This window comes from Micromonospora sp. NPDC050417, from assembly GCF_044458865.1.
In the GTDB taxonomy this organism is placed as follows: domain Bacteria; phylum Actinomycetota; class Actinomycetes; order Mycobacteriales; family Micromonosporaceae; genus Micromonospora_G.
The window spans coordinates 203,944-228,317 of the sequence record NZ_JBITIH010000011.1; the positions used below are offsets into that span (position 1 = coordinate 203,944).

Consider the following 24,374-nt stretch of genomic DNA (forward strand, 5'->3'; position numbering starts at 1 on the left):
CAGCGCCTTTCGGCGTACGGGGCGACCGCGCCCCGACACCCGGCCATCGATCGCGGCGTCGTACCGCGCGACTAGGGTGCACCGCACGGGGATTCGGCGTTCGATCGATACCTCGTGCCCTTTTCCTTCACAGCCAGAGGAAGAAGCATGAGCAGCTCACGTCTGCGCGGGCTCGGGGCGGTGGTGGTCGCGACTCTCGTCGCCACCCTCGCCGTAGCGGCACCAGCGCATGCGGCGGATGCGACCGGCGTGATCGCCGGCACCGTCACCGACAATGGCGCTCCGGTGCCGGCCGTCCAGGTCTACGTCACGGACGACAACGGATACTTCGGCAACGCGGTCACCGACGCCCAGGGCCGGTACGAGGTCTTCGAGGTGCCGGCGGCGCAGTCCGCATACCTCGTCTCGATCGAAAAGCCGGGCCACCCCCGGCAGTACATTCCCGGCCAGGCCGACCAGGAGTCCGCGACCCGCTACTCGGTCACGGCCGGCGGTCGCACGATCGCCGACGACACCCTGCTGCCGACCGGCACCATCACCGGCCGGTTCACCAACCCGGCCGGCAACGGCGTGCACGGCACCTGGGCCACCGCCACCCCACTGACCGAGCACGGGGTCGAGGTCGGGATCAACACCGATGTCGACGGGGCCTACACGCTCGCGGTGCTGCCCGGCACGTACCAGGTGTCGTACTACTTCGCCAACGGCCGGCAGTACGCGTACGGCGCCACCACCCCGGAGGCCGCGACGCCGATCCAGGTCGCGCTCGGGCAGACGGTGACGGTCAACGACGTCCAGCTCAGCACCGGAACCATCACCGGCCGGCTGACCAAGGCGGACGGAACCCCGGCCGCGCAGTACCGCGTCGGGGCCGAGAGCAACATGAACTTCGGGTACGCCACGACCGACGACAACGGCGTCTACCAGCTCACCGACCTGCTTCCGGACAGCTACCGGGTCTACTTCGAGCTTCCCTCCGGGGCCCGGCAGTGGGCGCCCCAGACCCGTGACCGGGAGACCGCTCGGGCGTACGAGGTCACCGGCGGCGGAACCACCACGATCGACGAGCAACTGCTGCCGACCGGCTCGATCGCCGGACGGTTCACCGACGGGTCGGGCCAGGGCATGGCCGGCGTCCAGGTCTACCTCTCCGGCGCCAACGACTTCATCACCACCGAGACCGACGCCACCGGCGGCTACCGGCTCGACGGTGTCTTCCCGGGCAGTTACCAGGTGCAGTTCTACGACTGGCAGACCAACCTGAACCAGTACGCCTACGGCAAGCTGAACCCGGAGACGGCCGACCTGATCGTGGTCGTGGCGAACCAGACCACCACCGTCGACGACAGCCGGCTCCCCACCGGGACCGTTCGGATCACCGCCAAGGACAGCATCACCGGCGCCGCGATCACCGACTTCTCGGCCTCCATCGGCGAACACTCGGCGAGCAGCAGCGACGGATCCCTGCTCCTGTCCGACGTGCCGGTCGGCACGCACACCATCTCCGCCAGTGCGGACGACTACCGGTACGAGGACGCGGCGGCGACCGTCACCGTGGTCGCGGGTGAGCAGAGCGAGGTGCAGGTGACGCTGCACCGGCTTGCCACGATCACCGCGAAGGTGACCGACCGGGCCACCGGCGCCCCGGTCGCGGGAATCTGCGTCTCCCCGCAGAAGGTGAAGCGGTTCCTCTTCCCCGACGGGTGCGCCCGGACCGACGCCAACGGGGCGGTCAGCCTCAGGATCGACGACCCGGGCTCGTACAACCTGTTCGTCCTGCCCCGCCCCGACAGCCCGTACGGCGCCCAGTGGGTCGGCCAGGAGGGCGGCACCGGGGACCAGGACGAGGCCCGGCGGATCACCGTCGAGGAGGGTGTGACCAAGTCCGCGCCGAAGATCAGGCTGGACCCTCGGGCCAGCATCACCGGCACGGTGACCAGCGCTGGCGGCGGACCGGTCGACAACGGTCGGGTCGGGATCGTCGGCCCCGACACGGGCGCCGGGACCGACACCCGGTACTCGCAGGTCGCGGCGGACGGCACGTACACGATCGACTGGCTCGGCCCGTACCGCTGGCCGTTGCAGTTCGACGCCACCGACCAGCCGATCCAGTGGAGCGGCGGTGTCGGCAACCGGCTCAACGCCGAACTCGTGCCGGCCGGCGTCGGCACGCCGACCCGGTTCGACTACCAGCTCAAGCGGGGCGCGACGATGGTCGTCACCGTTCCGGACGCGGTCGACTGGGGGCGGGCGATCATCCGCAACTCGGTCACCGGTGACCCGATCGCGGTGGTCGACAGCCAGAGCTTCGCGACCGGCGTGCAGTTCCCGGTTCTCGGTTCGCAGAAGGTGAAGGTCCAGTTCAGCGGGAGCGGCCCGTTCCGCTGGTACGGCGGCACCGACTTCGACAGTGCCACCGCGGTTACCCTCCCCCGGTCCGGATCGGTCCAGGTCACGTTCCCGGCGCAGTGACCCGTACGGCAGCACAGGAGTAGGCACGATCGGCAGCAGGGGCACCCCTCGGGGTGCCCCTGCTCGCGTCGACTCACGCGGTGGCGCCACCGGCACTGCCGAGGCGGGCGTAGACGTCGCCGGAGCGCCCCAGCGGGCGGTACTGGTCGAGCAGCCGTACCAGTTCGACCATGTCGAGCCAGTGGTCGCTGGCGTACCGCATCGTCTCGACCGGTGAGTAGTTGTAGCGGTATCCGCCCGACTCGGCGCCGAGCCGGTCCACCATGTCGAGTACGGCGAGGGCGGCGTCGTGCGCCGGTGGCAGGTATTCGAAGGAGAGTGCGCGAAGTGGCTGGCTGAGCCCGGCGAGGACATCGGCCTCGAAACCCTCAACGTCGATCTTGCAGAAGGCCGGGGTGCCGTGGATCGCGATCAGGTCGTCCAGGGTGGCCACCCGCACCTCGACGGCGCTGTCCCACTGCACCCGGGCAAAGCTGCGGTCGGCCGTGACGGACTCGATCCAGTCCGGCGACATCGAGGAGACCGTCGGCGTGGCGGTGGAGACGGCCAGGTTCGCCCGCCCAGTCCGGGCGCCGACCGCCTCGGGCACGATGACGACGTCCCGATCCCGGCGGAAGAGGAGCCGCAGTACGCGGAGGCAGTCGGGCTGTGGTTCGACCGCGACCACTCGCGCGCCCAGCCGCCGCCAGACCCGCACCCGTCCCCCCACGTGGGCGCCGATGTCGAAACCGATGTCACCCGGCCCGAGGAACTCGCGGTAGAGCCGGAGCGCTCGTCGGTGCTTGCTCGGCTGACCGTGGTAGATGACCATGGATCGGGTCATTCCCCAGGCTCGGCCAAGCGCACGCTGCACGTACCACCGATCGGATCTCACGGGTTGTCCTCTCGTTGCCGGGTGCGGGTTCGTGGTGGAGGCGGTGGGAGCACCGACCCCCGGACGGTTCGGATCGGCCGGTCAGAAAGCCTTCAGGAACTTGTCCCGGAAGGCGTCCATCGACCAGACCGGAGCCAACGGAGCGGGGTTGAGCCCGTCCTGCCAACCCCACCCGGAGATCCGTTCCAGCACCGCCGGATCGTGGGCGACGATCGTGATCGGGACGTCCCGATCGGCGCCCGCGCCGGTCACGGCCGGTGCGGGCTGGTGGTCACCGAGGAAGACGAGCACCAGGTTGTCGTCACCGTACGTCTCCACATAGGAGATCAGGGTGTTCAGCGAATACTCGATCGAGCGTCGGTACTGGGTGCGGATCTGGCTTGAGTTGCCCCGCCCGGCATCGGCCGCGTCCGCGCCCTTCGCCATCGGTCCGAAGATCGAACCGTCGCCGACGTCGTCCCAGTCGACGAGCTGCGGGATGGGTGTCCAGGGGGCGTGGCTGGAGACGAGCGGGATCTCGGCCATCACCGGGGCGCGATCTGGCTGTGCGCGTTCGAGGCGTTGGAACGCCGAGAGGGTGTACTGGTCGGGCATGGGGGCGAAGCTGAACTTCGGGCCTCGGTAACCGAGGTCGTCGACGCCGTAGACCCGGTCGGAGGCGAAGAAGCCGGCCTCCGGCCACGCCTGGGTGAGGGCCGGCATGACCAGGGTGGTTCGCCAGCCCGCACGTCGGAAGGTGCCGTTGAGGGTCAGCCGGTCACTGGTGACCAGGTTGTTGTAGCGCTGCTGGTTGTCGGCCCAGACACCGGAGAGCAGCGTGGCGTGCGCGAGCCAGCTTCCGCCGCCGGCCGTCGGCGAGGTGAGGAAGGCGCTGCGGGAGGCGAAGCCTGCGGCGCGCAACCGCCGGGTTCCCTCGTCGAGCACGGCGTCGACCTGCGGCGCCAGCTCCGGGTCCTCGATCGCCACGCGTCCGTAGCTCTCGACGAAGGAGATGATGACGTCCTTGCCACGCAGACTGGTCAGCAACTGGTCGCCCGGGGTGTCACGGAAGGTGTCGTCGGCCGCCTGGGCGGCGAACACCTCCTGGTCCCGTAGGCCCGCGCGTACCTGTAGCGAGTGGTCGTAGGCGAGCGTGGCCGCGCTGTCGGCGGCGATCGGCACCCCGGGGACGATGTGCGCGCCAAGCACGGCGCAGGTCACCCAGGCCATCGTGAGGACCGCCACGGTACGGGTGGTCGTCTTCTGGTGCGCGACGACCAACCGGGCCAGACGCAGGACCGACAGGATCGTCAGGACGAGTACGGCGACGACGAGGAGCACCGCCCCCACGACGGCGCCGATCGCGCCGGCCCGTCCGATCGACTCGGTCAGGAAGTCCACGCCGGCGGTGATGAACGTCCAGTCGAGCACGGGGTCGAACGGCCGGGCGAGGACCATGAAGAACCCCATGTCGACGATCTTCAGTACGAACAGCAGCCCGAGAACCGCCCCGACCAGCACCACGACCGGCCGCCTCGCCCTGCCCGGCAACCCGAGCACGAGTGCGGCTCCCAGCAGGGCCTCCAGCGGAAGGCGTACGAACGCACCCGGAGTGAAACGGTTGACGTCGTTCGGCGCGATCAGGGCGAAGAGCACGAACAGAAAGCTCAGTACGGTGCCGACAGTCACCGCCACCCGGCGCTTCGTACCGGAGCCGGCGGCCGGGCCCCCTGCCGGCTCGTCCACCGCTTCTGTCCGGTCCTGCCTCGACGACCGACGAAAGCGGGTGAGAAGCGGCATGTCACGGCCTTCCATGTGATGCGTGGTGCTGGTTCGACTCAGGGTCGCGCCGGGCGTCAGGCCGTGCACGGCGTGAGCCGGCGGTGCTGTTTCTCGCGGATGGGCGTACGGCCTCTCATGATGAGTACGCAGATCGCGGCCGATCGGTTCGGCCGCCCGGCATGGGCCGTACGGACGAGGGCGTTCCGCTCGACACGCGGAGGCCGGTACGACAAGAGGAGGATGCTGGGCAAGACCTCCACGGTAGTGTGGATGTCATGGGTGCGGTACACGAAGAAGTACCGTTCAGCGAGTTCCTCCACAGGCCCGGAGCTGCGGCGGACCGACTGAACGTTGTCCGCGTATTGCGACTACGTCGCCGCGACGCGGACGATCTGGCTCTGGTCAGGGCCGATCAGATGGAGCGCGAGGCCGTTGTCGTGGACTTCACCGCACGACTCTTGGGCGGCCTGATCCGGTCCGGCTCCCTGGACTCGGTGCGCCGCGTCCTGATCGAGGCGTTACCCTGGGTCACCTTCCTCCCAGAATCGGACGTCGATCAGCTCCTGTCCGAGTTGGTGACAGTCACCCAAGGAGCCGCCTCCCTGGACAACCTCACTCCGGTCGCCGTATTGCTGGCCCAGTGGCAACACACCGCCGAGGTGTACAGCGACCCGACGCTGCTGGAAAAGATCAACCGGGAACCCGAAGGGGACTTCGGCCCGGCCCAGCCACCAACAGAGCAGTGATGAGCCCGAAGCGTGGTGACCGGGCTGCACCACCGCCCGTCAACACGGAGTACGACATCCGGTTCGCCAGTTCGTCGGCCGCGGACGGCTGGGAGGAACTGGCCCGCCAAGCATCCACGAACCTGCGCCGAGCATACGAGACCATCCGCGCGAACCCCCGTACCGTGACCGCGCCGGAGCGGCACCACCGCCTTAAGGGGTCCCTCGCCAACGGCGCCTGGAAGGGCCAGACACACGAGCGCTGGCAGTACGAGGTCACCACGGGCGGCCGGATCTGGTACCTGATCGACGATGAGCGCCGTACGGCCTGGATAACGTACGCGGGTACGGGGCACCCGAAAGTGACAGACTGACCGCCCGGGCTTGCCGTGGCCGGAGGCAACGTTCGGTCGACGCGGGGAGACACGCGTCCGCCGACGTATGCAGGGACGACTGATCCGTGCTCGGAGCTATTGTCGGGCCCGCCGCCCGCACCACCCGTACGGATCGCGAATTGCACACTCTTCGATGCATGGGGCAACTGCGGTCGCCCTGAATCGGAACTGAACCGACCGACCGCCGCAGCACTTCCACCACAACCGACGGACCTGAATCGTGCAGCATCGATTTCCGGAGAATCGGCGGCCGATCCTGTTTTCCCTGACGATGCCAATCGTGTCCAAACTGCATGAGCCCCCGGAAGGGAACGGCTCTCGGCACTCTCAGCAGCACCTGCCACCTCGACCCCAGGCCATCGGCATCCTCTGACGACCTACTCGCGCCACCCTGGACACTCTCCGGCGATCGCGTCCTGCGACGACAGCAAAGCACATCGTGATCATGTTCGTATCGTTACGCGCAGGCCTCGCCCCGGTAACGGGGAAGGAACGAGAATTTACATGCCAGGCTTCCCATGGTCTGGTGCGATCAACGGGATGCGTGGAACGATGCCCGCACCCCCTTGGCGTAACTAGTCGGTGTTCGTGGTGTACGCCAAACAGCGATGAAGTTATGTCTAGCAATTCATTCGAAAGGGAATCGATGCGACAACCAAAGTGGCTGCGAGGCGCACTCGCAGCCGCGCTGCTTCCCCCGCTCGCGGTGGCCGGCTGGACCGGCTCTGCCTCGGCGGCGGACAGGTTCACCGCCACCGCCGTTCCGGTGACCGAGCGGGTGAGTGCCGAGAAGGCACCGACCAGCCGCATGGCCCAGACCGACCCGACGTTGCTCGACAGCACCTCGTCGGAGCGGATCCCGGTTCTGGTGAAGCTCGACTACGACTCGATCGCCACCTACGGCGGCGGTGTCGCGGGCCTGGCCGCCACCAGCCCCGCCCGGACCGGCCAGAAGGTCGGCCAGAGCAACGCCGAGAAGGCGTACGGGCGCTACGTCGCCGACCGTGAGCAGAAATTCGTCACCGACCTGGCGAAGGCGGTGCCCGGCGCTCGGGTCGGCACCCGGCTGCGCACCGTGTACGGCGGCGTCGCCGCCACCGTGCCGGCGAACAAGGTCCGTGACCTGTTGCGGGTCGACGGTGTGGTGGCGGTGCAGAAGGACGAGCTGCGGCAGCCGCTCACCGACTCCAGCGCGGACTTCATCGGAGCCCCCAGCACGTACCCGGCACTCGGCGGCAAGAAGAACGCCGGTGCGGGCATCATCGTCGGTGTCATCGACACGGGCGCCTGGCCGGAGCACCCCTCCTTCGCCGACAACGGCAACCTGAACCCGGCACCGGCGAAGCGCGACGGCACCGCCCGCGAGTGCGACTTCGGCGACAACCCGCTGACGCCGCAGACCGACGTCTTCGTCTGCAACAACAAGCTGATCGGCGGCGCCGCGTTCCTCGACACGTACCTGTCGGTCAACGACGACGAGAAGTACGTGACGGCGCGCGACAGCGGTGGACACGGTACGCACACCGCGTCCACGACCGCCGGTGACGTCGTCGACTCGGCCAAGGTGCTCGGTGTGGAGCGCGGCCCGGTTCAGGGTGTGGCGCCCGGCGCGTGGGTGTCGGTCTACAAGGCCCTCGGCGCGAACGGCGGGTTCGCCTCCGACCTGGCGGCGGCGATCAACCAGGCCGTCGTCGACGGGGTAGACGTCATCAACTACTCCATCTCGGGTGGCAGCAGCCCGTTCACCGACCCGGCCGAGCTGGCGTTCCTTGACGCGTACGCCGCTGGTGTGTTCGTGTCGGCGTCCGCCGGCAACAGCGGACCGGGCGCGGCCACCACGGACCACGTCGGACCGTGGGTCACCACCGTCGCGGCGTCGACCCAGACCCGCGAGTTCGACTCGACGCTGGTCCTCCACGGCGGCGCCGACACGGTCACCCTGACCGGCGCCTCGATCACCGCTGGTGTCACCGCCGAGACTCCGGTCGTGCTGGCACAGTCGCTCGCCGGTTACCGGTCGCTGTGCGAAACCCCGGCGGCCCCGGGCTCCTTCGCCGGCAAGATTGTTGCCTGCGAGCGGGGTGGGAACGCCCGGATCAACAAGGGCTACAACGTCGCGCAGGGCGGGGCGGCCGGCATGGTCCTCTACAACCCGACCCTGGCCGACATCGAGACCGACAACCACTGGTTGCCGTCGGTGCACCTGGCCGACGGTACGGAGTTCAAGGCGTTCATGGCCGCGCACGCCACCGTCACCGGCACCTTCACTGCCGGCGTCAAGGCGAACGGTACGGCCGACGCGATGGCGGCGTTCTCGTCCCGTGGCCCGGGTGGTTTCGGCATCAAGCCGGACATCTCCGCGCCCGGTGTGCAGATCCTGGCCGGCATGACGCCGACCCCGGACACCGCCGACGAGGGCCCGGCCGGTGAGTACTACCAGGCGATCGCGGGCACCTCGATGTCCGCGCCGCACGTCGCCGGTTCGGCGGCCCTGCTCAAGGCGCTGCACCCGGGCTGGAGCCCGGGGCAGATCAAGTCGGCGATGATGACCACGGCCGTCCAGGGCGTGGTCAAGGAGGACCTGAAGACCCCAGCCGACCCGTTCGACGTCGGCAGCGGGCGGATCGACCTCAAGAAGGCACAGAAGCCCGGCCTGACCATCGACGAGACGGCCGCGCGGATGTTGGCGCTCGGCAACGACCCGGCCAACGCGGTGCACCTCAACCTGCCGTCGGTGAACGCCCCGGTCCTGCCGGGCCGGATCACCACGACCCGCACGGTGAAGAACGTGACCAGCGGCAGCCAGTCGTACACGGTGCACGTCAACTCTCCGACGAAGAGCAAGATCACGGTTAGCCCGAACAGCTTCACGCTCGGGGCCGGCAAGTCGAAGACGCTCACCATCACCATCACGTCGTCGGCGCCCACCGGTCAGTACTTCGGTCAGATCATCCTCGACCCGGTACAGACCGACCTGCCGACCCTGCGGGTACCGGTGGCGTTCGTGCCGCAGCAGGCCGGTGTCAAGGTGACCAGCGACTGCCCGGACAAGCTCACGCTCGACCAGCGGGACACCTGCACGATCACGGCGACGAACGACTCGTTCGGCGACGTGGTGGCCGACTTCACGACCACCGTGAACGACAACCTGAAGATCGTCGGGGTGGACGGCGCGACGCAGAGCGGACCGCGTACCGCGACGAAGAACGGGGTCACGCTGACCGGCGTGGTGCCCGGCGCACCGTCGCTGGCTCCCGGCACAACCGCCAGGTACATCCCGCTGGCCTCCTTCGGCATCCCCGCCGAGTCGGTCGGGGATGAGGAGTTCCTCAACTACGAGGTGCCGGAGTTCGTCTACGGCGGCAAGCCGTACACGAAGCTCGGCGTCAACTCCAACGGTTACCTGGTCGTCGGTGGCGCCACCTCCGAGGACAACAACTGCTGCGAGCTGACGCCGGTGCCCGACCCGGTCCGCCCCAACAACGTGCTGGCGCCGTTCTGGACCGACCTGGACGGCACCGGCGCCGAGGGGATCCGCCACGGCATCCTCGGCAACGGGGTGGGCAACTGGCTGGTCATCGAGTGGCAGGTCAACGTCTTCGGCACCAACTCCAACCGGCACTTCCAGATCTGGATCGGGCTGAACGGGGAAGAGGACGTCGTCTTCGCGTACGACCCGTCGGCGCTGCCGGCCGCACCGGGTGAGCAGCCGTTCATCGTCGGAGCCGAGAACGCCGACGGCTCCGGCGGCGAGCAGTTGCCGGTCGGCGTGCTGCCGACCGAGGACCTGCGGATCACCAGCAGCGCGCAGACCCCCGGTGCCTCGGTGTCGTACACCGTGGACGTCACCGCCGCCGAGGTCGGCAAGGGTGTGGTCACGACCGAGGTGACCGGCGCCGCACTGCCCGGTGTGACCGTGGTCAAGTCGGAGCTGCCGATCCGCCGTAAGTAGACCGGCCAACCGGGAACAACCAGTAGGTCAGCAATAACGTGCGCCGTGATCGGGATTCCGGTCACGGCGCACGGCTGTCTCCATCGCCGGATCATGGGGTGCTCTTCCGTACGCCTGGGTAGTCTCACGAACACCCGCCGCGCCGATCCTGAGGAGATCCCCGGTCCCGACTGGCCGAGGACCTCGTCCTGCTGCTGCTCGACGACACGAGCGGGCGCAGCACCGTCGACCTGGGTCGTCGCCACCGGGCTCCCTGGAGGCGCCAGCCTGCGCGTGGCGCCGGACCGTCTCCTCCGTCACGCCGAGCCCGGCCACCACCAGGACCGGACGGTGTAACTCGTCAATCAGATCGATTCGCCCGAGTTCACAGCGAAGCGGGGCGCGGCCGGCGGTTTGCCACGCAAAGCGAGCAGCCCCGTACGGGCGGCACCAACAAGGTCCTGTGGCGTCAGTTCAGCCAGGCGCCTCCGCTGATGCTCCAGCAGGCGGGCAGACGCGTCGAGCAGTGCTGATTCCTCGACCGGGCGGGCAGGCAGGTCGAGGTCCGCCGCGAGATACTGCTGCACGACCGCGCTCAGTTGAGCGGATCCGATGTCCCGGACGGTCAGCGACAGGTGGGCGGAGAGGGATCCATCCGCCGCCACGGCACTGTGGGCCGCTCCCCGGGGCAGGTAGAGAACGTCGCCCGGCGTCACACGCGTACGCAGCACGATCTCGCCTGGTTGCTCGGCTCTGCCCCGGTCCCACCGGCCGTCTGCCGGGGTACGGTGCACGGTCCACTCCTTGCAGCCCTGCACCTGAATCACGAACACATCGGCGTCGTCCCGGTGCGGAGGTAGCGCCTGGCGTTCCGGAGGCGTGAGGAAGAAGAACGCCTCCACCGGGCGGCCCAGTGCGGTTCCCAGTTCGTACGCGAAGGCAGCGGTGGGAGTGTGCCAGTGCTCAATGTTGCGCAACAGCACACTGGCGCCCTCGGCGACTCGCTGGACGACCTGCTCCGCGTCCACGCAGTCCGAAAGAGTACGTTCCGCGACGGTCCGGGAGGTGGTGAATGCGTGACCCGCCGGTTTCTCGCCCGACTCCATCAGGCCGATGTACGGAGGTCGGAGCAGCCCGCCGGCAAGTGACTGTTCGAGGTTCTGCACAGTGAAGACGTCCACCGGCGGATGCACCGGCCGCAGGACTGCGGGGACTCGCCGCCAGAACTCCGCGAGAAACGCGGGAACATCTCCGACCAGATCGCGGAGAATGACAGAATCACTCATTGTTTCCACATCCAGCTCGCATTTGCCTTCCAATGCCATTTCGCGTGACCCATGCCACGGCCGGGCTCTCCATCCGGGCCACACCTGTCACTCAAGCTCATCTCACGCCATTCCCCTTGGCCAGAATCGCCATGTGCTCCGCGAGTTCCGGGGACGTAGGGTCGACTGCTTGGGAGAGGGTGTAGTAGTCACGGGCGCTGCTGGTGTCGCCGAGTTGGTGGTGTGCCCAGCCAAGGTAGAAAGCGGCCGACGCGACCGGCAGTCCTCCCTGGGGCAGTATCTGTTCCCAGGCGCTAACGGCTTCGCCGAGGTTGCCGGAGGCGACGAACGCGTGGGCGCGCAGTTCCCATACCCGATGGTCGTAGGGGCTTATCTCGATAAGTTTGCCGGTGGACTCCAGCGCCCGCCCGACCTCTCCCTGCCCGAGAAGGGTCTTGGAGAGTGTCTCGAACATGGGGAAGGCGTGGTCCTTCCAGGAAAGGATCTCCAATGGTCCCGTTGCCGGCTCGGCTTGGGCGAGGGCGACCGCGGCTCGGTCAAGAAGTTCCATCGTGCCGGGCATGTCCCTGCGAAGGTACGGTTCGTAGGCGATCGCCCGGTAGAGGGTGTGCTCGGTGAGATAGCGGTCCATCCCGGTTCCGGTGATCTCGGCCATGGCATCCCGCCCGAATTCGGCGGCACGATGCAGGGCAGGCACGTCGGTCCCGCGCTTACCGTTCGAGACAACGACGTAGTTGGCGAGCCGAACGCGGGTTTGGGGCGGCACGGCGGAGTTCGCGGCACCACGCAACGCCCACTCCTCCAACTGGGGGTGTGCGTCCGGATAGAGCCGCAGCAGGACAGCCAACTCGGAACGGACCGTCTCGGGGTGAATGGGGTGATCAGCGAGGTCAGCACCGAGGAGGTCGAAGATCTCGCCGGCCCGTAGCGGATACCCCAGGCGCAGCAGAAGGTCACTCGCTGCGCAGCGTTCCGCGGGCGTCAGGGAGCCTCGGTCGCGACACATCTGGTCCACCTGATGCCACAACTCAGTGGCGAGGTCCGCCGGCATTTGGGCGAACTCGGCGCTGGTGGCATCGATGCGATCCCAGCTCGCGGCATCGAGAACGCGCCGTTCTGGGCGAGGGAAGGTGTTGAAGGAAGGAAGTAGGTGTGCCGTCCCATTGACCAACTCCCGGGCGATGCCGTACGTGATGTGCCCGAGGTTGGTGGAGTTGGCAACCGGCGCGCCGAGGCCGACATGGACCGGGCAGGCAGCAGGTCTACATGCGGTGGTGAGAGACAGCAGCCGCTCGGTGAGTGCGTGTACGCCAGGAGCGGGGCGGTACTTCGGCAGTTTCATGGTTGTAGGCATCTTCTCGTGCGCTGAGGTTCGGCCATCTACAACACGGAGGTGGCATTCACGGGAAGGTCGGCCCCGCTCTCATCATCTCGGCTCCGGGCGGGACCGGCAGCGGGTGAGGCTCGGTGCCAGAGGAGCCGGACCGGAGGGCAGTAGGCACAGGCGTGCGGGGATCAGAGGGGGTCAAAATCCATGATCGCAACGGCCTGTGCCTACCGCCCTTCCGAGCAACCTGGGTTACCCGTGTCCGCGTCATTCATCGGAACGCGCGCGGGCACCCAGGGTTATCGCCCGGGTTCACAACAACCCCCCAGGGGCCGACCGATCTCAGCCAGGACAATCAAGCGTCCTTCTGAGATGGCCAGCACCACGGGCGTGGCCGCAATTCCGTTACTATCAGATGTAGTACGGCTCGTGGTAGTTCCACGCCTCGACCTGCTGGACGGACGAGTCCTGGGGCTTCTCGGCCGCGATAGCGGGCGCGGCAATCGCTCCACCGAGTGCCGCAGCGGCGACGACGGCCAGCGCAAGCCGCTTGGCCTGGACGGCCTTGGGGGTCTCGGACGTTTCCATTCCCACTCCTTAGACATTCTGGCAGCTATTCTGAAGCCCTGAACGCTTCCCTGCCACAGGGCAATACTCACGCCGGGACAACAAGCCACGCAATGCCTTTCACTCGCCCTTGACGTGCAAGTTCTGGATCTTGACGAGCCCTTGACGAAAGTCAACAAGGGATGCTTCCAGAGCGACCTAGAACGTCCCATGTCTACACGAATTGCTCGGCGGCACATCGGGCACGCGAAACTGTGATAGAGCGTCGCCGAGTAAGCGGGCAGGGGTGCCGGGCCGAGGTGGCACCACTACGGCTTCCGTCCGGACACGGACCTCCCCCTCCCGCTACCCGCTACCCGCTGAAGGGTCGGTCAACCGAACGACTCTGTCTCACATTCGTCCCTGTCTCACATTCGGTAGTGACCGAGCGTGGTCGATCATTGAAGTCGTGTACCTAAATCCTGCCCGCCTCCGCCGACAGGTCGGTGCGGTGGTACGGGACCTCGCTGCCGTGCCGGCATAAGCGCGTGTTGCCCGCTGGCGATGTTCATCCCCCGACATTCCGCGCTGCGGGCGCATGCAGGAGCCCTACACCCACCAATCCGGCCGGTCTCCGCCCTTCCCGCCACGCCAGTGACGATGCGGGGGCTGCCGAGGTTGTTAGCACAGCCCGCCGGCTGCTCGCCGCCATCCTGGGCGGTGTCCGAAGCCCGCGAGAAACCTTCAGACAGCTCGGGACTTCAGGCTCGGCCCAACGATGCTGTGGTCAGCCTGCCCTACATGAGAACAGGGCCTCCTCATTGGCGCTGATGAACTCTTTCAGCGCATCAGGCTTGAGATCCACCGCGCGGGCAGCTTGTCGATCGTCACCCGGTCGAGCTGGTAGTCACCATGCGAGGGGTCAGCGAACTCCTGCCCGGTACTCGCGCAACTCGCGGCGAAGTGCCGCCTCCAGGGAGACGTCCGTCGACTCCAAGCCGCCGCCCGGGGTTGTCCAGTACGGCGCCTGGCCGGGCTCGACCCGCTTGATCAGCACCAAGCGGCCGTCCCCATCGAGAGGAATGGCCCGCACCGACCTGCGCACGATCTCACGCACGACTTGCCCTATCCGCTCCCGGCGGCCTACCACCAGCGGTGCACAGTTACCGGGTCGAAGAACGCACGCACAATGAGTCACCAGATCCGAGGCACCCCCGCCACTCCACCCCGTCCCACCGATGCCAGCCCGGTCCAACGGCTCCCGAGCACCCCCGACCATCCGGCCCACCATCACCGGACACGGAAAAGGCCCTGACTCGGTGTTTACACCGAGTCAGGGCCTTTCCAGTGGTGCGCCGCCAGGGACTCGAACCCCGAACCCGCGGATTAAGAGCCTGATCTTAAAGAGTCGGGCGCGTCCCGGCCCGTCCAAATGGTCCAGTCCGCGCCGGTTCTCGCCCGGCTTCCCGCTCGCCTCGTCCACCAGGTCCAGCCGACTACACGGTCATCCACAGCGTCCGAGCACCCGGAGAGCACCCGGCCCAGGCAGCTCATGCACCCTCAAGGAGCGTCACCCGGAGCTGTACCTGCCACTACCCGCGCGGCGCCCGTTCGAGCGTGCCCGTGGGCATGGAGATCCCGGCCTCGGAGCGCAACCAGGTGGCCAGGAGGTCCAGACCACGCCGGTTGTCGTGCACCCACTTGGCGAGCGGCAGGACTCCGCTCCATGCGACGCCCGCGCCGTCGACTCGATCGGGCTCACGGCGCACCAGCCAGTCGTCATCGTCCCAGTCCACTTGGCGCGGCAAGCGTTCACCCTCGATGGTTTCCAGCACGACGTACCGCAGCCCGAGAAGCCGGAGGAACTCGAGATCAGTCTCCCAGGCAACACCACCATTACGGGCGATGATCCACTTCATCGGGTCTTGGTAGGCGCACTCGAACGCGCTCGGCACATCGATGCCCAAGCCGTTCCAGGCGAGTACGCACTGCAGCGTCCTGGCGGGCTTGCCAGCCGCCCGGGCCACGCACAGCCCCATCGGAACGAACTCAAGCCACCGCGAAGGCCAACCGAACGCCACCGCCGCCGGCAGGTCACACGGGTTATAGATATGGCAAGTCAGTTCGACTGAGTCCTCGGCTGCAGTAAGTTCCCGGCACCAGGCGTGCACGATCCGCGCCCAGTCTGCGTTTCCGGCCAACGCCCGGTTGAGACGGTCGAGGAGGCGTTGCCACCGTGCCGGGTGATCGACCCGCGCTGATCCGGAGTACTTGACGTCCGATAACCCGCCGCACTGAGCATCGAACAGCACTTCATCATCCGGGTACAGCACTTCGTCGGTGTACACCCCGGTACGGCGGACGGCGCGAATGGTCCAGTCCGGGTCGGCTGCCAGTTGCGCGAGTACATGCGGATGCCCCAACTCGATTTGGAAGGAGTTGAACGACCGGCACAGCCAACCCTGTGCGCGGTGCTCCGCCTCGTAGCCGGGTGGTGCGTCGGAGACGTCGAATACTTCCTCCTCCCATTCGCCATTGTCTACGGTGCCGCACCCGTCCTCGTTGCCACTGGCCATATCAGAAACGAGTGGCGACATCCGACCGAGCACGAGATAGATGCCCGGGTCGTACGTCGGGTGGGCGACCTCGAAGCCGACCATGTGGCGTACGCCGGCGGCCTGCAACTCACGTAGGGCCCAGCGCCAGATCGCGTCGAGGTTGCCGGTGCGCGTCTGTACCAGCAGCTGGATTGGGGTCAGCTCCCGAACAGTGGCCTCTGCCAGCGGCTGCACGCGGTCAGCAGCAATCGGGGTCACTCCGTCATCCTTCAGCGTCAACCGGTACCCACGTAGATCCATGGACCACTCCCGGGCCGCCTGGCTGAACGCGGCATGCAGCCCGCGCCATTCGACCGCCGCAAGCACCACGCGGACGTCAGCGGGGCCGATTCCCTTCTCCCGACGGAACAGCTCCACATACTTGTGCAGCTCGTGCAACGCCACCTCAGCGGCGGCTTCCGTACGCTTCAACTCGATGATCACGAAGCTGCCTGTGCTGTCCCGCGCGAGGATGTCGATCCGTCCGCCAGCGCCCACCCGGCTTGGCAGCCGATACTCCGTGGCAACGCACCTCAGCCCTGGCTCGATCAGGGCGAGGCGGGACGCCAAAGCGTCCCGGACGGCGTTCTCATGGACCTTTCCACTCATCTCGCCGCCTTCGATCGTCGACGCTTCGGCCGTGTCTCCCGGATATGAGGGTCAGTTGACGCCGTTTGAACCGCTGGGACGCTGGCGTACCTGGGATATCCGGAGGTCGAGCGTAGTAACGTGAACCGACTGGGGCCCCCTCGGCGATTGCACCCGTCGAGCACCCGACATCGCTTGCGCAAGTCCGCACCTCACCAGGTCTCCTCGGCTAGAGGAGCGTCGTTTAGCTGGTCCCGAAGACTCCGCCAGTTGGGCATGAACTGGTCCATGATCTTGGTAAAACGCGGGCCGTGGTTGGGTTCAAGGCGATGCGTCATCTCATGGACGACAATGTACTCCAAGCAGGCTGGATGCTTCTTGGCAAGCTCAACGTTGAACCAGATGTGCCCGCTCTCCCGGTTGCATGACCCCCACTTGGTCTTCATGCGCCTGATTGTCCATCGCGGCACCGACACTTCCAGGATCGGTTCCCACTTGGCAATAAGACTCGGGATCGCTTGTCGTAGCTGCTCCCGGCACCATCGGTCGAGCAGTTCACGTCGTCGCTCGGCTGTAGCGCCGGCAGGGACGTACAGTAGCAGCCGTTCGCCGTCTACCTCGAAGTGCGCCCGCCCTGGGCGCTCGATGATCTTCATACGGCGGCGAACGCCCCAAACATAGTGGGACTCGCCTGTGACCATCTCTCGCTCGGACTGGCGCGCGGCCGAGCGCAGCTGCTCACGCCGGTGTTTGATCCACGACAACCGCTGAATCACGGCCAGTCGAACGTGCTCGTCGTCAAGCCTCCGTGGAGCTGCAACTCGGACCCGCCCGAGTGGCGGATAGACGCCGATGTGCAGATTCTTGATGTCCTTATAAATGACGTCGACGTCGATGCCAAGGATCGTCAGGTGGGCACTAGCGATATTCATGGCGTGCCCGTACCAGTTCAAACAGTTCATCAAGCCGGTCGAAGTGGTCAGGCAGTGCCCGAGCGATTGCGCGCTTGACCTTCTTCTCCTTGATCGGATTGCCCACCCACGAGTCCGGCTTGGTGTGTCGGATTGTCGCATCGATCTCAACAGCAATCTCGGTTGACGGCCAGAAGAAGTCAATCAGGGCGCGACGGGCACCGTTATTGGCCCACTCCGGATATTCGGTGTCGGACTCGCCCTTGCCGAGCTTAGTCGCGTGCTCAAGCAGCTTCGCGAGGTAATTTTTGTAGTCCAGCGCCCCCTGGCGCCGCTCTTCGAGGATGGCGTCGAGCAGTTCGGACATCTTGTCGTAGTATTTAGGGTTCATCGCGCGCTCATCGATGATCACCTTACGCATGTTGTTCGTGATCGTCTCCGCTACCGCTTCGGGGTCTTTCTTGATTCCTGCGGGAAGCTTGTCGAGCGCACCGGCACCCATTTGCACAATCAGCTGAATCAGCCCGGCGTCCTGGAAGTCGGACACCACCTCGGAGGGCTTTGCGTTGATATAGGTGTCAAGCAAGTGGCGCATGCCGGCCTCGTACTGCTTGAAGTCGACGTTCTCACCGGCGCCCAACTTGACCTCGTCGCGCACGTTGGCATAGTGGGCGATCTCGTCCTTGATCGCTACGGCTTCGGCATCGCTGTAGCCAGCGGCGTTCATCTCGTTGGCGAGGTTGCCGTACGCGCGGGTCACGGCCGCCACAGCTTTATACAGCGCCACACGCTTGGGCTCGTTGGCCTTAAGCTGCTCGGCGTCACCCTGCTCGCGGGCACAGAAGTACTGCTGGTACTGCAAGGTGTTCTTCGGCGGCTCGACCGGCTCACACAGCGCCCGAATCTTCTCCAAAGCTTCGTCGAGGTCTTCGCGGGCCTTCTCGATCCGGTCGGACAGCAGGCCCTCTATGTCCTTCTTCTCGTAGCCTTCCAGGGCGCCACCGGTGTAGTCGGTGATCGCGGACTCAAGCGAGTTGAACAGGTCCCGATAGTCGACGATGTAGCCGTAGTCCTTGTCGTCGCCGTCGAGGCGGTTGACCCGGCAGATGGCTTGGAACAGCCCGTGATCCTGCATCCTCTTGTCGATGTAAAGGTAGGTAGCGCTCGGGGCGTCGAAGCCGGTCAGGAGCTTGTCGACGACGATGAGCAGGCGCATCTGACCGGGATGGTTAATGAAGCGGTCCTTGACGTCCTTCTCGAACTGCTCAACCTTGGCCATCGCCTTGTCGGCAGGCTCGTCGAAGTGGTCGGCGAGCATCTGCCGATAAATCTCGTACTGGCGCAGTCGCTCGGTGGCGCCGTGGCCGGCGTCTTCCTTAGCGATGTCGCCCGCCTGCGGCGCGTACGACGTGATGATGGCACACTTGCCCTTGAACCCGGCCTGTCTGAACAGCTCATAGAACTTGCACGCCTGATAGATGCTCGAACTGACCAGAATGGCGTTGCCTCGGCCATCCGACAGGCGGGGCTTGATCTCCATATCGAGCAGGATGTCGTTGACGATCTGCCGGGCACGCGGCTCCGAGCTGACAACCTTCTGCATGGTGCCCCAGCGCTTCTTGAGCTCAGCGCGGGACAGGTCCGTCATGCCCTTGGTCTTAGCTTCGAACCACTTGTCGACCTTCTCTGGTGAGGTCAACTCCTGGTCGATGTTGCGCGCCTCATAGCGCAGGTCGAGCACAACGCCGTCGGCCACACCCTCATCGAACTTGTAGGTGTGGATGAAGCTGCCGAATTTTTCGATCGTGGTGGCCTTGTCGGCCTTGAGCAGCGGTGTGCCGGTGAAGCCGATGAACATGGCGCCCGGCATGAGCGCCTTCATGGCGTCGTGCATCTTACCCGACTGGGTGCGGTGGGCCTCGTCGACGAAGACGAAGAGGTTGCCCTTGGCGCGGAAGTCCTTGGGGACGGTCGCGTTCAGCTCGCGGATGAACTCGCTCTCGGCCTGGTCGCGGGCCGATTCGTCCTCCGAGCCGCGGAACTTGTGGACCAGCGAGCAGACTAGCCACTCCTCGCTCGTGTTGAGGGTGGCCAGCAGGTCTGCGCCGCTCTTGGTGCGGTAGATGGACTCGTTGACACCACGGAAGACCTTCTCGATTTGCTCGTCCAGCTCGGTGCGGTCGGTGATGAGCAGCACGCGGCCATCGGACTGGTGCTCGCGAATCCACTTGGCCAACCACACCATGGTCAGGGACTTGCCCGACCCCTGCGTATGCCAGACGATGCCGCCCTCGCGTTTGGCGATGCGCTCCTGGGCCGCCTTGACTCCGAAGTACTGGTTGTGCCGGCACGTCTTCTTCTGTCCCGCGTCAAAGACCATGAAGTCGTGGACCAGCTCCAGCAGACGCTCTTTCGAGCAGAGCTGGGTCAGGGAACGATCGAGGGGGTCGGCTATGTCAGACGGCTCGCGCCAGGACAGCCAGTATTTCTCCGGCGTGTCGATGACGCTGTAGCGCAGCCCCTCCACGTCGTTGCCGGCCATCACGAGCTGCACCGTCGTGAAGAACGAGCGGATGAACTCGGGCCGCTGGTTTCCGTAGCTCTGTCGGATGCCCTCGGAGACCGCGACCTTCGAGCGCTTCAGCTCGATCGTCCCGAGCGCGATGCCGTTGACGTACAGCACGATGTCTGGGCGCTTGGTGTGCTGGCCCAGCACCGTCACTTCCTCCGCCAGGGCGAAGTGATTGGCCTCCGGGCGTGCCCAGTCGATGAGCCACACCGTCTCCGTCTGCTCGCCCACCCCGGGCTTGACCTTCACCCCATAGCGCAGCAGGCCATAGACGTCGCGGTTCGCCTCGTAGAGGTCGCGGCCGCCGCCGAGCGAAGCGTCGCTCTTCAGCTTGTCGACCGCCTTGTTTATGAGGTTGTCGCTGTAGCCGCGAGCACGGAGATTCTGCGCAAGCAGCTCGACCTCGACGTTCGAGTTCCCGTCGCGGTACTCCCAGTTGCCGACGTATTCGTAGCCCAGCGACTCTTGGAATAGAGCAACGACACGATCCTGTGCCTTGCGCTCGGGTTGTCCGACGTTGCTCATGCCGCGCCCTCCTTGGCCGGAAGACGGATACGCCCAGTCAGTAGCTGCTGCATCATGCCCTTCTTGACATCCCTCGCCTTCGCTAGCCGAACGAGGAGAATGCTGATCTCACGATCGGCGTCGGCGATGGCCGAAGCGATTACTCGCTGCTCGTCGATGTCCGGGAGCGTTAGCGTGATGCTGGAGATGAACGAGCGCGTTGTCGCCAAGACCTTGGTACCCGCAGCAAGGCGGAGCAAGGCGTTCCGAAATGACGGAATGAACTGAAGATACGCCTTGAAGCCATCCGCCAACACTGCCTTGTCGAACCGTGCCGCGATGGTGTGAAGACCGGGAACCACGCCCGCATCGGGTATCGACGTCACCTCGACCGACTTACCGACTCCGTCTGGGTCCTCTGACGCATCAGCGAACACGAGATCCCCGACCTGGAGTCGACCAGCATTCCGCAGCAACGTCGAACTCGCTCGTGGCATCGCCTCGTGCGCAGCATCCAACGTGACGCTGCTCCGAGTATGGATGTCGCCGTAGTGCAGATAGCGGACGGGCGACTCGACGTCAAGCTGCGCCCGCGACAATGCAACTGTCTTGAGATAGCTTACGTGATTGCCGAGCAAGACCTCGCGCCAAGGGTCGGTGAAGCCGGGCAGACGGGTCCTGCCGGTCAGCAGCTGCTGCAGCATGCCCTGCTTGATCGCCCGCTTCTTGGCGATTAGCGTTTCGATCGCGGCGGCTTGGTCTGATGCACCGTCCAGAGCAGCGACTATCCGCTGCTGCTCTTCGCGTTCGGGGATATTGAGGGTGATCGAGGCAATGAAGTTTCTGTTGAGTGACTGCTGGGCCCCACCACTGTTGTGTCGAGTAAAGTCGATGGAGTCGAGTAGATAGTAGACGAAGCGCGGCTCATTCCCGTGAAAGTCAGTCACGTACAGGGCCGTATTGTGCGGCCAATAGTCGCGGTCAATGTAGTGAGCCTTACCGAACGATGCACCGCTGCGTCCGAGCACAACACCCGGCCCGGGTGCGATCGCTCGGTCGTGCATGCCATTGACTCCTGCCGATCCTATTACCGGTATAGCCCCGGGCCTACGCTGTCGCCAGGTCAAGTCGTGACCACGTTGCAACGACACCAAATCGCTGAGGCGCGTTGGTCTCCAGTCTTCGATGACACGGCGGGTCACTCTGTAACACCCATCTGATGAAGGTGCGCGGAAACTTTGGCGTCGAGGTCGGCGAGGCGAGCATCAATCTCGCCCGGCGTCGCAACATAGCGATCTCCCAGATCCTCCAGCCGTTCGACGAGGGCGAGCGTGAGCGAGTCAGCCTCAGACGCCACGCGGCTGGTGACCGTTGCATGCCATTTGTCGTCGAGTACAAGCTGCTTGATCTCTGGCAAGGTGAGGTCACCGTACTTCTTCAGGGTCGCCAGGTCGAGTGCGGCCTGGGCTTCCTTGGCGGCCTTCTTGGCAACAGCTTCTTCGTTGTACAACTTGATCAGGTGCTGGAGGGCCTTGATCTCTTCCGGGTCAGCTCCTTCGTGCCGCGCCACCTTAAGTCGGGCTGAGGCAAGGGCCTTGGAGATCTTGCCGTCGTCCATCGCCTCGGCAAGCGGGCCGTCTTCGACGGCGTGCTCCTCGATGTACTCTTCGACGGCGCGGCTGGCTTCCTCGGCCGCCGCGTTTAGCGTATCTACATCGGCCTGCTCGTTCGCGAAGTAGCGAGCGACCACGAGCGCAGGTGGGACGAGGTCCATCTTGTACTTGGTGGCGCTACGGCCCGAACCAACGATGAGGTCCGGCGTCTCGGTGAGCTTGCGCTCCTTGTCCTCAATGGTCTTGCGAGGCTTCGCCGCGTCCAGCCAACCCTCGTTCATGATGAGGAAGACATCGTCGTGCATAACCCCGTGCCAGTGGGTCATGAGCTGCTCATAGACGTCGTACTCGTCGAGCAGGGGTGTATCCTTGAACCTGGCCAGTAGGTCGTCGCTGATCGTAGTGATCAGGTCCCTGGGAACGGTGTCCGCGTCCAGGGCTTGCAGGATCGGCCGGTGGGCGGTGAACCAGTCATCGACCTTGCTGCGTACGTCAGTAGCGAACTTCTTGAACTCGTCGGAGTCCAGGATGGTCTGCTGCACCTCGGTCACGCCGACCGCGAGATCGCTGTAGCCGGGGCGGTTTGGCTTGAAAAGCGTGGCACGAAGGCTCGGGAACGCCTCCCAGTAACGGCCGAGCGCGTCCAGGTCGCGTTCCGGAATCCCTCCGTGCAGGTGCGCGTGAAGGTCTTGGGTGTCCTCTGGCTCGGAGGAATCGATGTAGCGCGGGATGTTGAGGTTGTAGTCGTTCTTCGGATCGGCGATCTCGTGCAGCGGGACCATGCGCGAGTAGCGCTCGATCTCAACCTGCCTGTTGAAGACGTCGACGATCTTGTGGATGTCCTGGCTGCGGAGGCGGTTCTTGTTGCCGTCCTTGATGAAGCCTTTCGAGGCGTCGATCATAAAGACGCCAGTGCGCGCCTGGGCGTTCTCCTTGTCGAGGATGACGATGCAGGCCGGGATGCTGGTGCCGTAGAAGAGGTTGGCTGGCAGGCCGATGATGCCCTTGATGTAGCCACGACGCAGCAGCTCCTTACGGATGCTGGCCTCGGCGTTGCCGCGAAAGAGAACACCGTGCGGCAGGATGACCGCGGCCTTGCCGGTGCTCTTGAGGGACTTGAGAATGTGCAGCAGGAAGGCGTAGTCGCCGTTCTTCTCCGGCGGTCGGCCGAACTCGAATCGACCGTACTCGTTCTCCAGGCCGTTGCTCCATGACTTGATCGAGAACGGCGGATTGGCGACAGCGAAGTCGAAGGTCCGCAGCTGTACACCCGTGATCAACTGCGGGCTGGTGATAGTGTCACCCTTGCGGATGTCGGCGTCCTCGTTGCCGTGGAGGATCATGTTCATCTTGGCCAGCGCCCAAGTGGCGTTGTCCTTCTCCTGGCCATAGATCGTGATGCCTCGCGGAGCCTCATCGGCAACCTTAAGGAGCAACGAGCCCGACCCGCACGTGGGGTCGTAGACCGTGTGATCCTGCCGGGTGCCCGGTCCGATGCCGACGACCTTGGCAAGCACGCGTGAGACCTCGGCCGGGGTGTAGAATTGTCCCTTCGATTTGCCCGACTCCGTGGCGAAGTGCCGCATCAGGTACTCGTAGGCGTCGCCAAGCAGGTCGTCGCCCTCGGCGCGGCTCCCTCGGAAGTCCAGGTCAGCGAAGATCGTCACCAGCTTGGAGAGGCGATCCTGCATCTCCTTGCCCTTGCCGAGCTTCTCCTCGTCGTTGAAGTCGGCCAGGTCGATGACCTTCTCCAGCCCGTTGGCCTCGGCGAGCCTACCAATGATCTTGTTAATCTTGTCGCCGATCTCCTTGTCACCCTTGAGGGCAACCATGTCATCGAAGGAGCCACCTGCGGGCACATCGATCAAGGAGGTCCGGTCGGACTTGGCCTTGTCCGTCACGTACTTCACGAACAGCAACGTGAGGATGTAGTCCTTGTACTGACTGGCATCCATACCGCCGCGCAGCTCGTCGCAGCTCCGCCAGAGTGAGCTATACAGGTCCGACTTTTTGAGAGCCAACGTCACGTCACCCCCTTGTCCACGTCGAGAGCAGAGCCTGCCCACGAGCTGCGGTGGGGCGGAAGTGCGACTTGTCCATGCTGAGGCGTCCATCCTTCGCATGCCGCTGAGCGACAGATTCATCACAATGAGCAACGCCTGAACTGCGTGCCCTAACGATAGCGTCGGGCACTGACGTGGCTCGCCCCGACGCGGGCCAGTCCGACCCTGTTCCTTCGGCTCCGGAGTGCGGCCAGCAGGCGGCACTGCCGGCT

General features: G+C 65.6%; 14 protein-coding genes and 1 pseudogene. 4 read left to right on the top strand and 11 right to left on the bottom strand.

Annotated elements, in window-relative coordinates; translation table 11 throughout:
• The first annotated feature begins 147 nt into the window (after window positions 1-147).
• The gene (locus ACIBF5_RS16780; protein WP_396812439.1) at window positions 148-2,472 is read left to right on the top strand and encodes a collagen binding domain-containing protein; all 2,325 of its coding nucleotides are present in this window, start codon (window positions 148-150) and stop codon (window positions 2,470-2,472) included.
• A gap of 73 nt (window positions 2,473-2,545) precedes the next feature.
• Here the strand turns inward: ACIBF5_RS16780 and ACIBF5_RS16785 are convergent, their stop codons facing one another.
• Both ACIBF5_RS16785 and ACIBF5_RS16790 read right to left on the bottom strand, forming a co-directional pair.
• Window positions 2,546-3,346, bottom strand: coding sequence for an FkbM family methyltransferase (locus ACIBF5_RS16785; RefSeq protein ID WP_396812441.1), 801 nt, complete (start codon window positions 3,344-3,346; stop codon window positions 2,546-2,548).
• An 81-nt stretch (window positions 3,347-3,427) separates the two neighbouring features.
• On the bottom strand, window positions 3,428-5,020 hold the full coding sequence (locus tag ACIBF5_RS16790; protein ID WP_396812443.1) for a sulfatase: 1,593 nt from the start codon (window positions 5,018-5,020) through the stop codon (window positions 3,428-3,430).
• Between the two features lie 362 nt (window positions 5,021-5,382).
• On the opposite strand from ACIBF5_RS16790, the gene ACIBF5_RS16795 reads away from it, so the two are divergent.
• The 3 genes from ACIBF5_RS16795 (at window position 5,383) to ACIBF5_RS16805 (ending at window position 10,179) form a co-directional block, all read left to right on the top strand.
• Complete coding sequence (locus ACIBF5_RS16795) at window positions 5,383-5,853, top strand: hypothetical protein (protein ID WP_396812445.1); 471 nt, start codon at window positions 5,383-5,385, stop codon at window positions 5,851-5,853.
• The gene (locus ACIBF5_RS16800; RefSeq protein ID WP_396812447.1) at window positions 5,853-6,206 is read left to right on the top strand and encodes a hypothetical protein; all 354 of its coding nucleotides are present in this window, start codon (window positions 5,853-5,855) and stop codon (window positions 6,204-6,206) included. The genes ACIBF5_RS16795 and ACIBF5_RS16800 overlap by 1 nt, the downstream gene beginning before the upstream one ends.
• A 667-nt stretch (window positions 6,207-6,873) precedes the next feature.
• Window positions 6,874-10,179, top strand: a complete 3,306-nt coding sequence (locus tag ACIBF5_RS16805; RefSeq protein WP_396812449.1) for a S8 family serine peptidase — start codon at window positions 6,874-6,876, stop codon at window positions 10,177-10,179.
• A gap of 344 nt (window positions 10,180-10,523) precedes the next feature.
• On the opposite strand, the gene ACIBF5_RS16810 is transcribed toward ACIBF5_RS16805, so the two are convergent.
• The 9 genes and pseudogenes from ACIBF5_RS16810 to ACIBF5_RS16850 form a co-directional block, all read right to left on the bottom strand.
• On the bottom strand, window positions 10,524-11,444 hold the full coding sequence (locus tag ACIBF5_RS16810) for a JmjC domain-containing protein (RefSeq protein WP_396812451.1): 921 nt from the start codon (window positions 11,442-11,444) through the stop codon (window positions 10,524-10,526).
• 97 nt (window positions 11,445-11,541) lie between these two features.
• A complete protein-coding gene (locus tag ACIBF5_RS16815) occupies window positions 11,542-12,786 on the bottom strand; it encodes a tetratricopeptide repeat protein (RefSeq protein ID WP_396812453.1) in 1,245 nt (414 codons plus the stop codon).
• Between the two features lie 396 nt (window positions 12,787-13,182).
• The gene (locus ACIBF5_RS16820; protein ID WP_396812455.1) at window positions 13,183-13,359 is read right to left on the bottom strand and encodes a hypothetical protein; all 177 of its coding nucleotides are present in this window, start codon (window positions 13,357-13,359) and stop codon (window positions 13,183-13,185) included.
• A 745-nt stretch (window positions 13,360-14,104) separates the two neighbouring features.
• Window positions 14,105-14,434 (bottom strand): annotated as a pseudogene (locus ACIBF5_RS16825) (NUDIX domain-containing protein).
• A 475-nt stretch (window positions 14,435-14,909) separates the two neighbouring features.
• On the bottom strand, window positions 14,910-16,523 hold the full coding sequence (locus ACIBF5_RS16830) for an endonuclease NucS domain-containing protein (protein WP_396812457.1): 1,614 nt from the start codon (window positions 16,521-16,523) through the stop codon (window positions 14,910-14,912).
• A 191-nt stretch (window positions 16,524-16,714) separates the two neighbouring features.
• Complete coding sequence (locus ACIBF5_RS16835) at window positions 16,715-17,434, bottom strand: M48 family metallopeptidase (RefSeq protein ID WP_396812459.1); 720 nt, start codon at window positions 17,432-17,434, stop codon at window positions 16,715-16,717.
• Window positions 17,421-20,507, bottom strand: coding sequence for a type I restriction endonuclease subunit R (locus ACIBF5_RS16840; protein ID WP_396812461.1), 3,087 nt, complete (start codon window positions 20,505-20,507; stop codon window positions 17,421-17,423). The genes ACIBF5_RS16835 and ACIBF5_RS16840 overlap by 14 nt, the downstream gene beginning before the upstream one ends.
• A complete protein-coding gene (locus ACIBF5_RS16845) occupies window positions 20,504-21,688 on the bottom strand; it encodes a restriction endonuclease subunit S (protein ID WP_396812463.1) in 1,185 nt (394 codons plus the stop codon). Before ACIBF5_RS16845 ends, ACIBF5_RS16840 begins: the two co-directional genes overlap by 4 nt.
• Entirely contained in the window at window positions 21,685-24,099 is a 2,415-nt protein-coding gene (locus tag ACIBF5_RS16850; RefSeq protein WP_396812487.1) for a type I restriction-modification system subunit M, read from the bottom strand. Before ACIBF5_RS16850 ends, ACIBF5_RS16845 begins: the two co-directional genes overlap by 4 nt.
• Window positions 24,100-24,374: the final 275 nt, after the last annotated feature.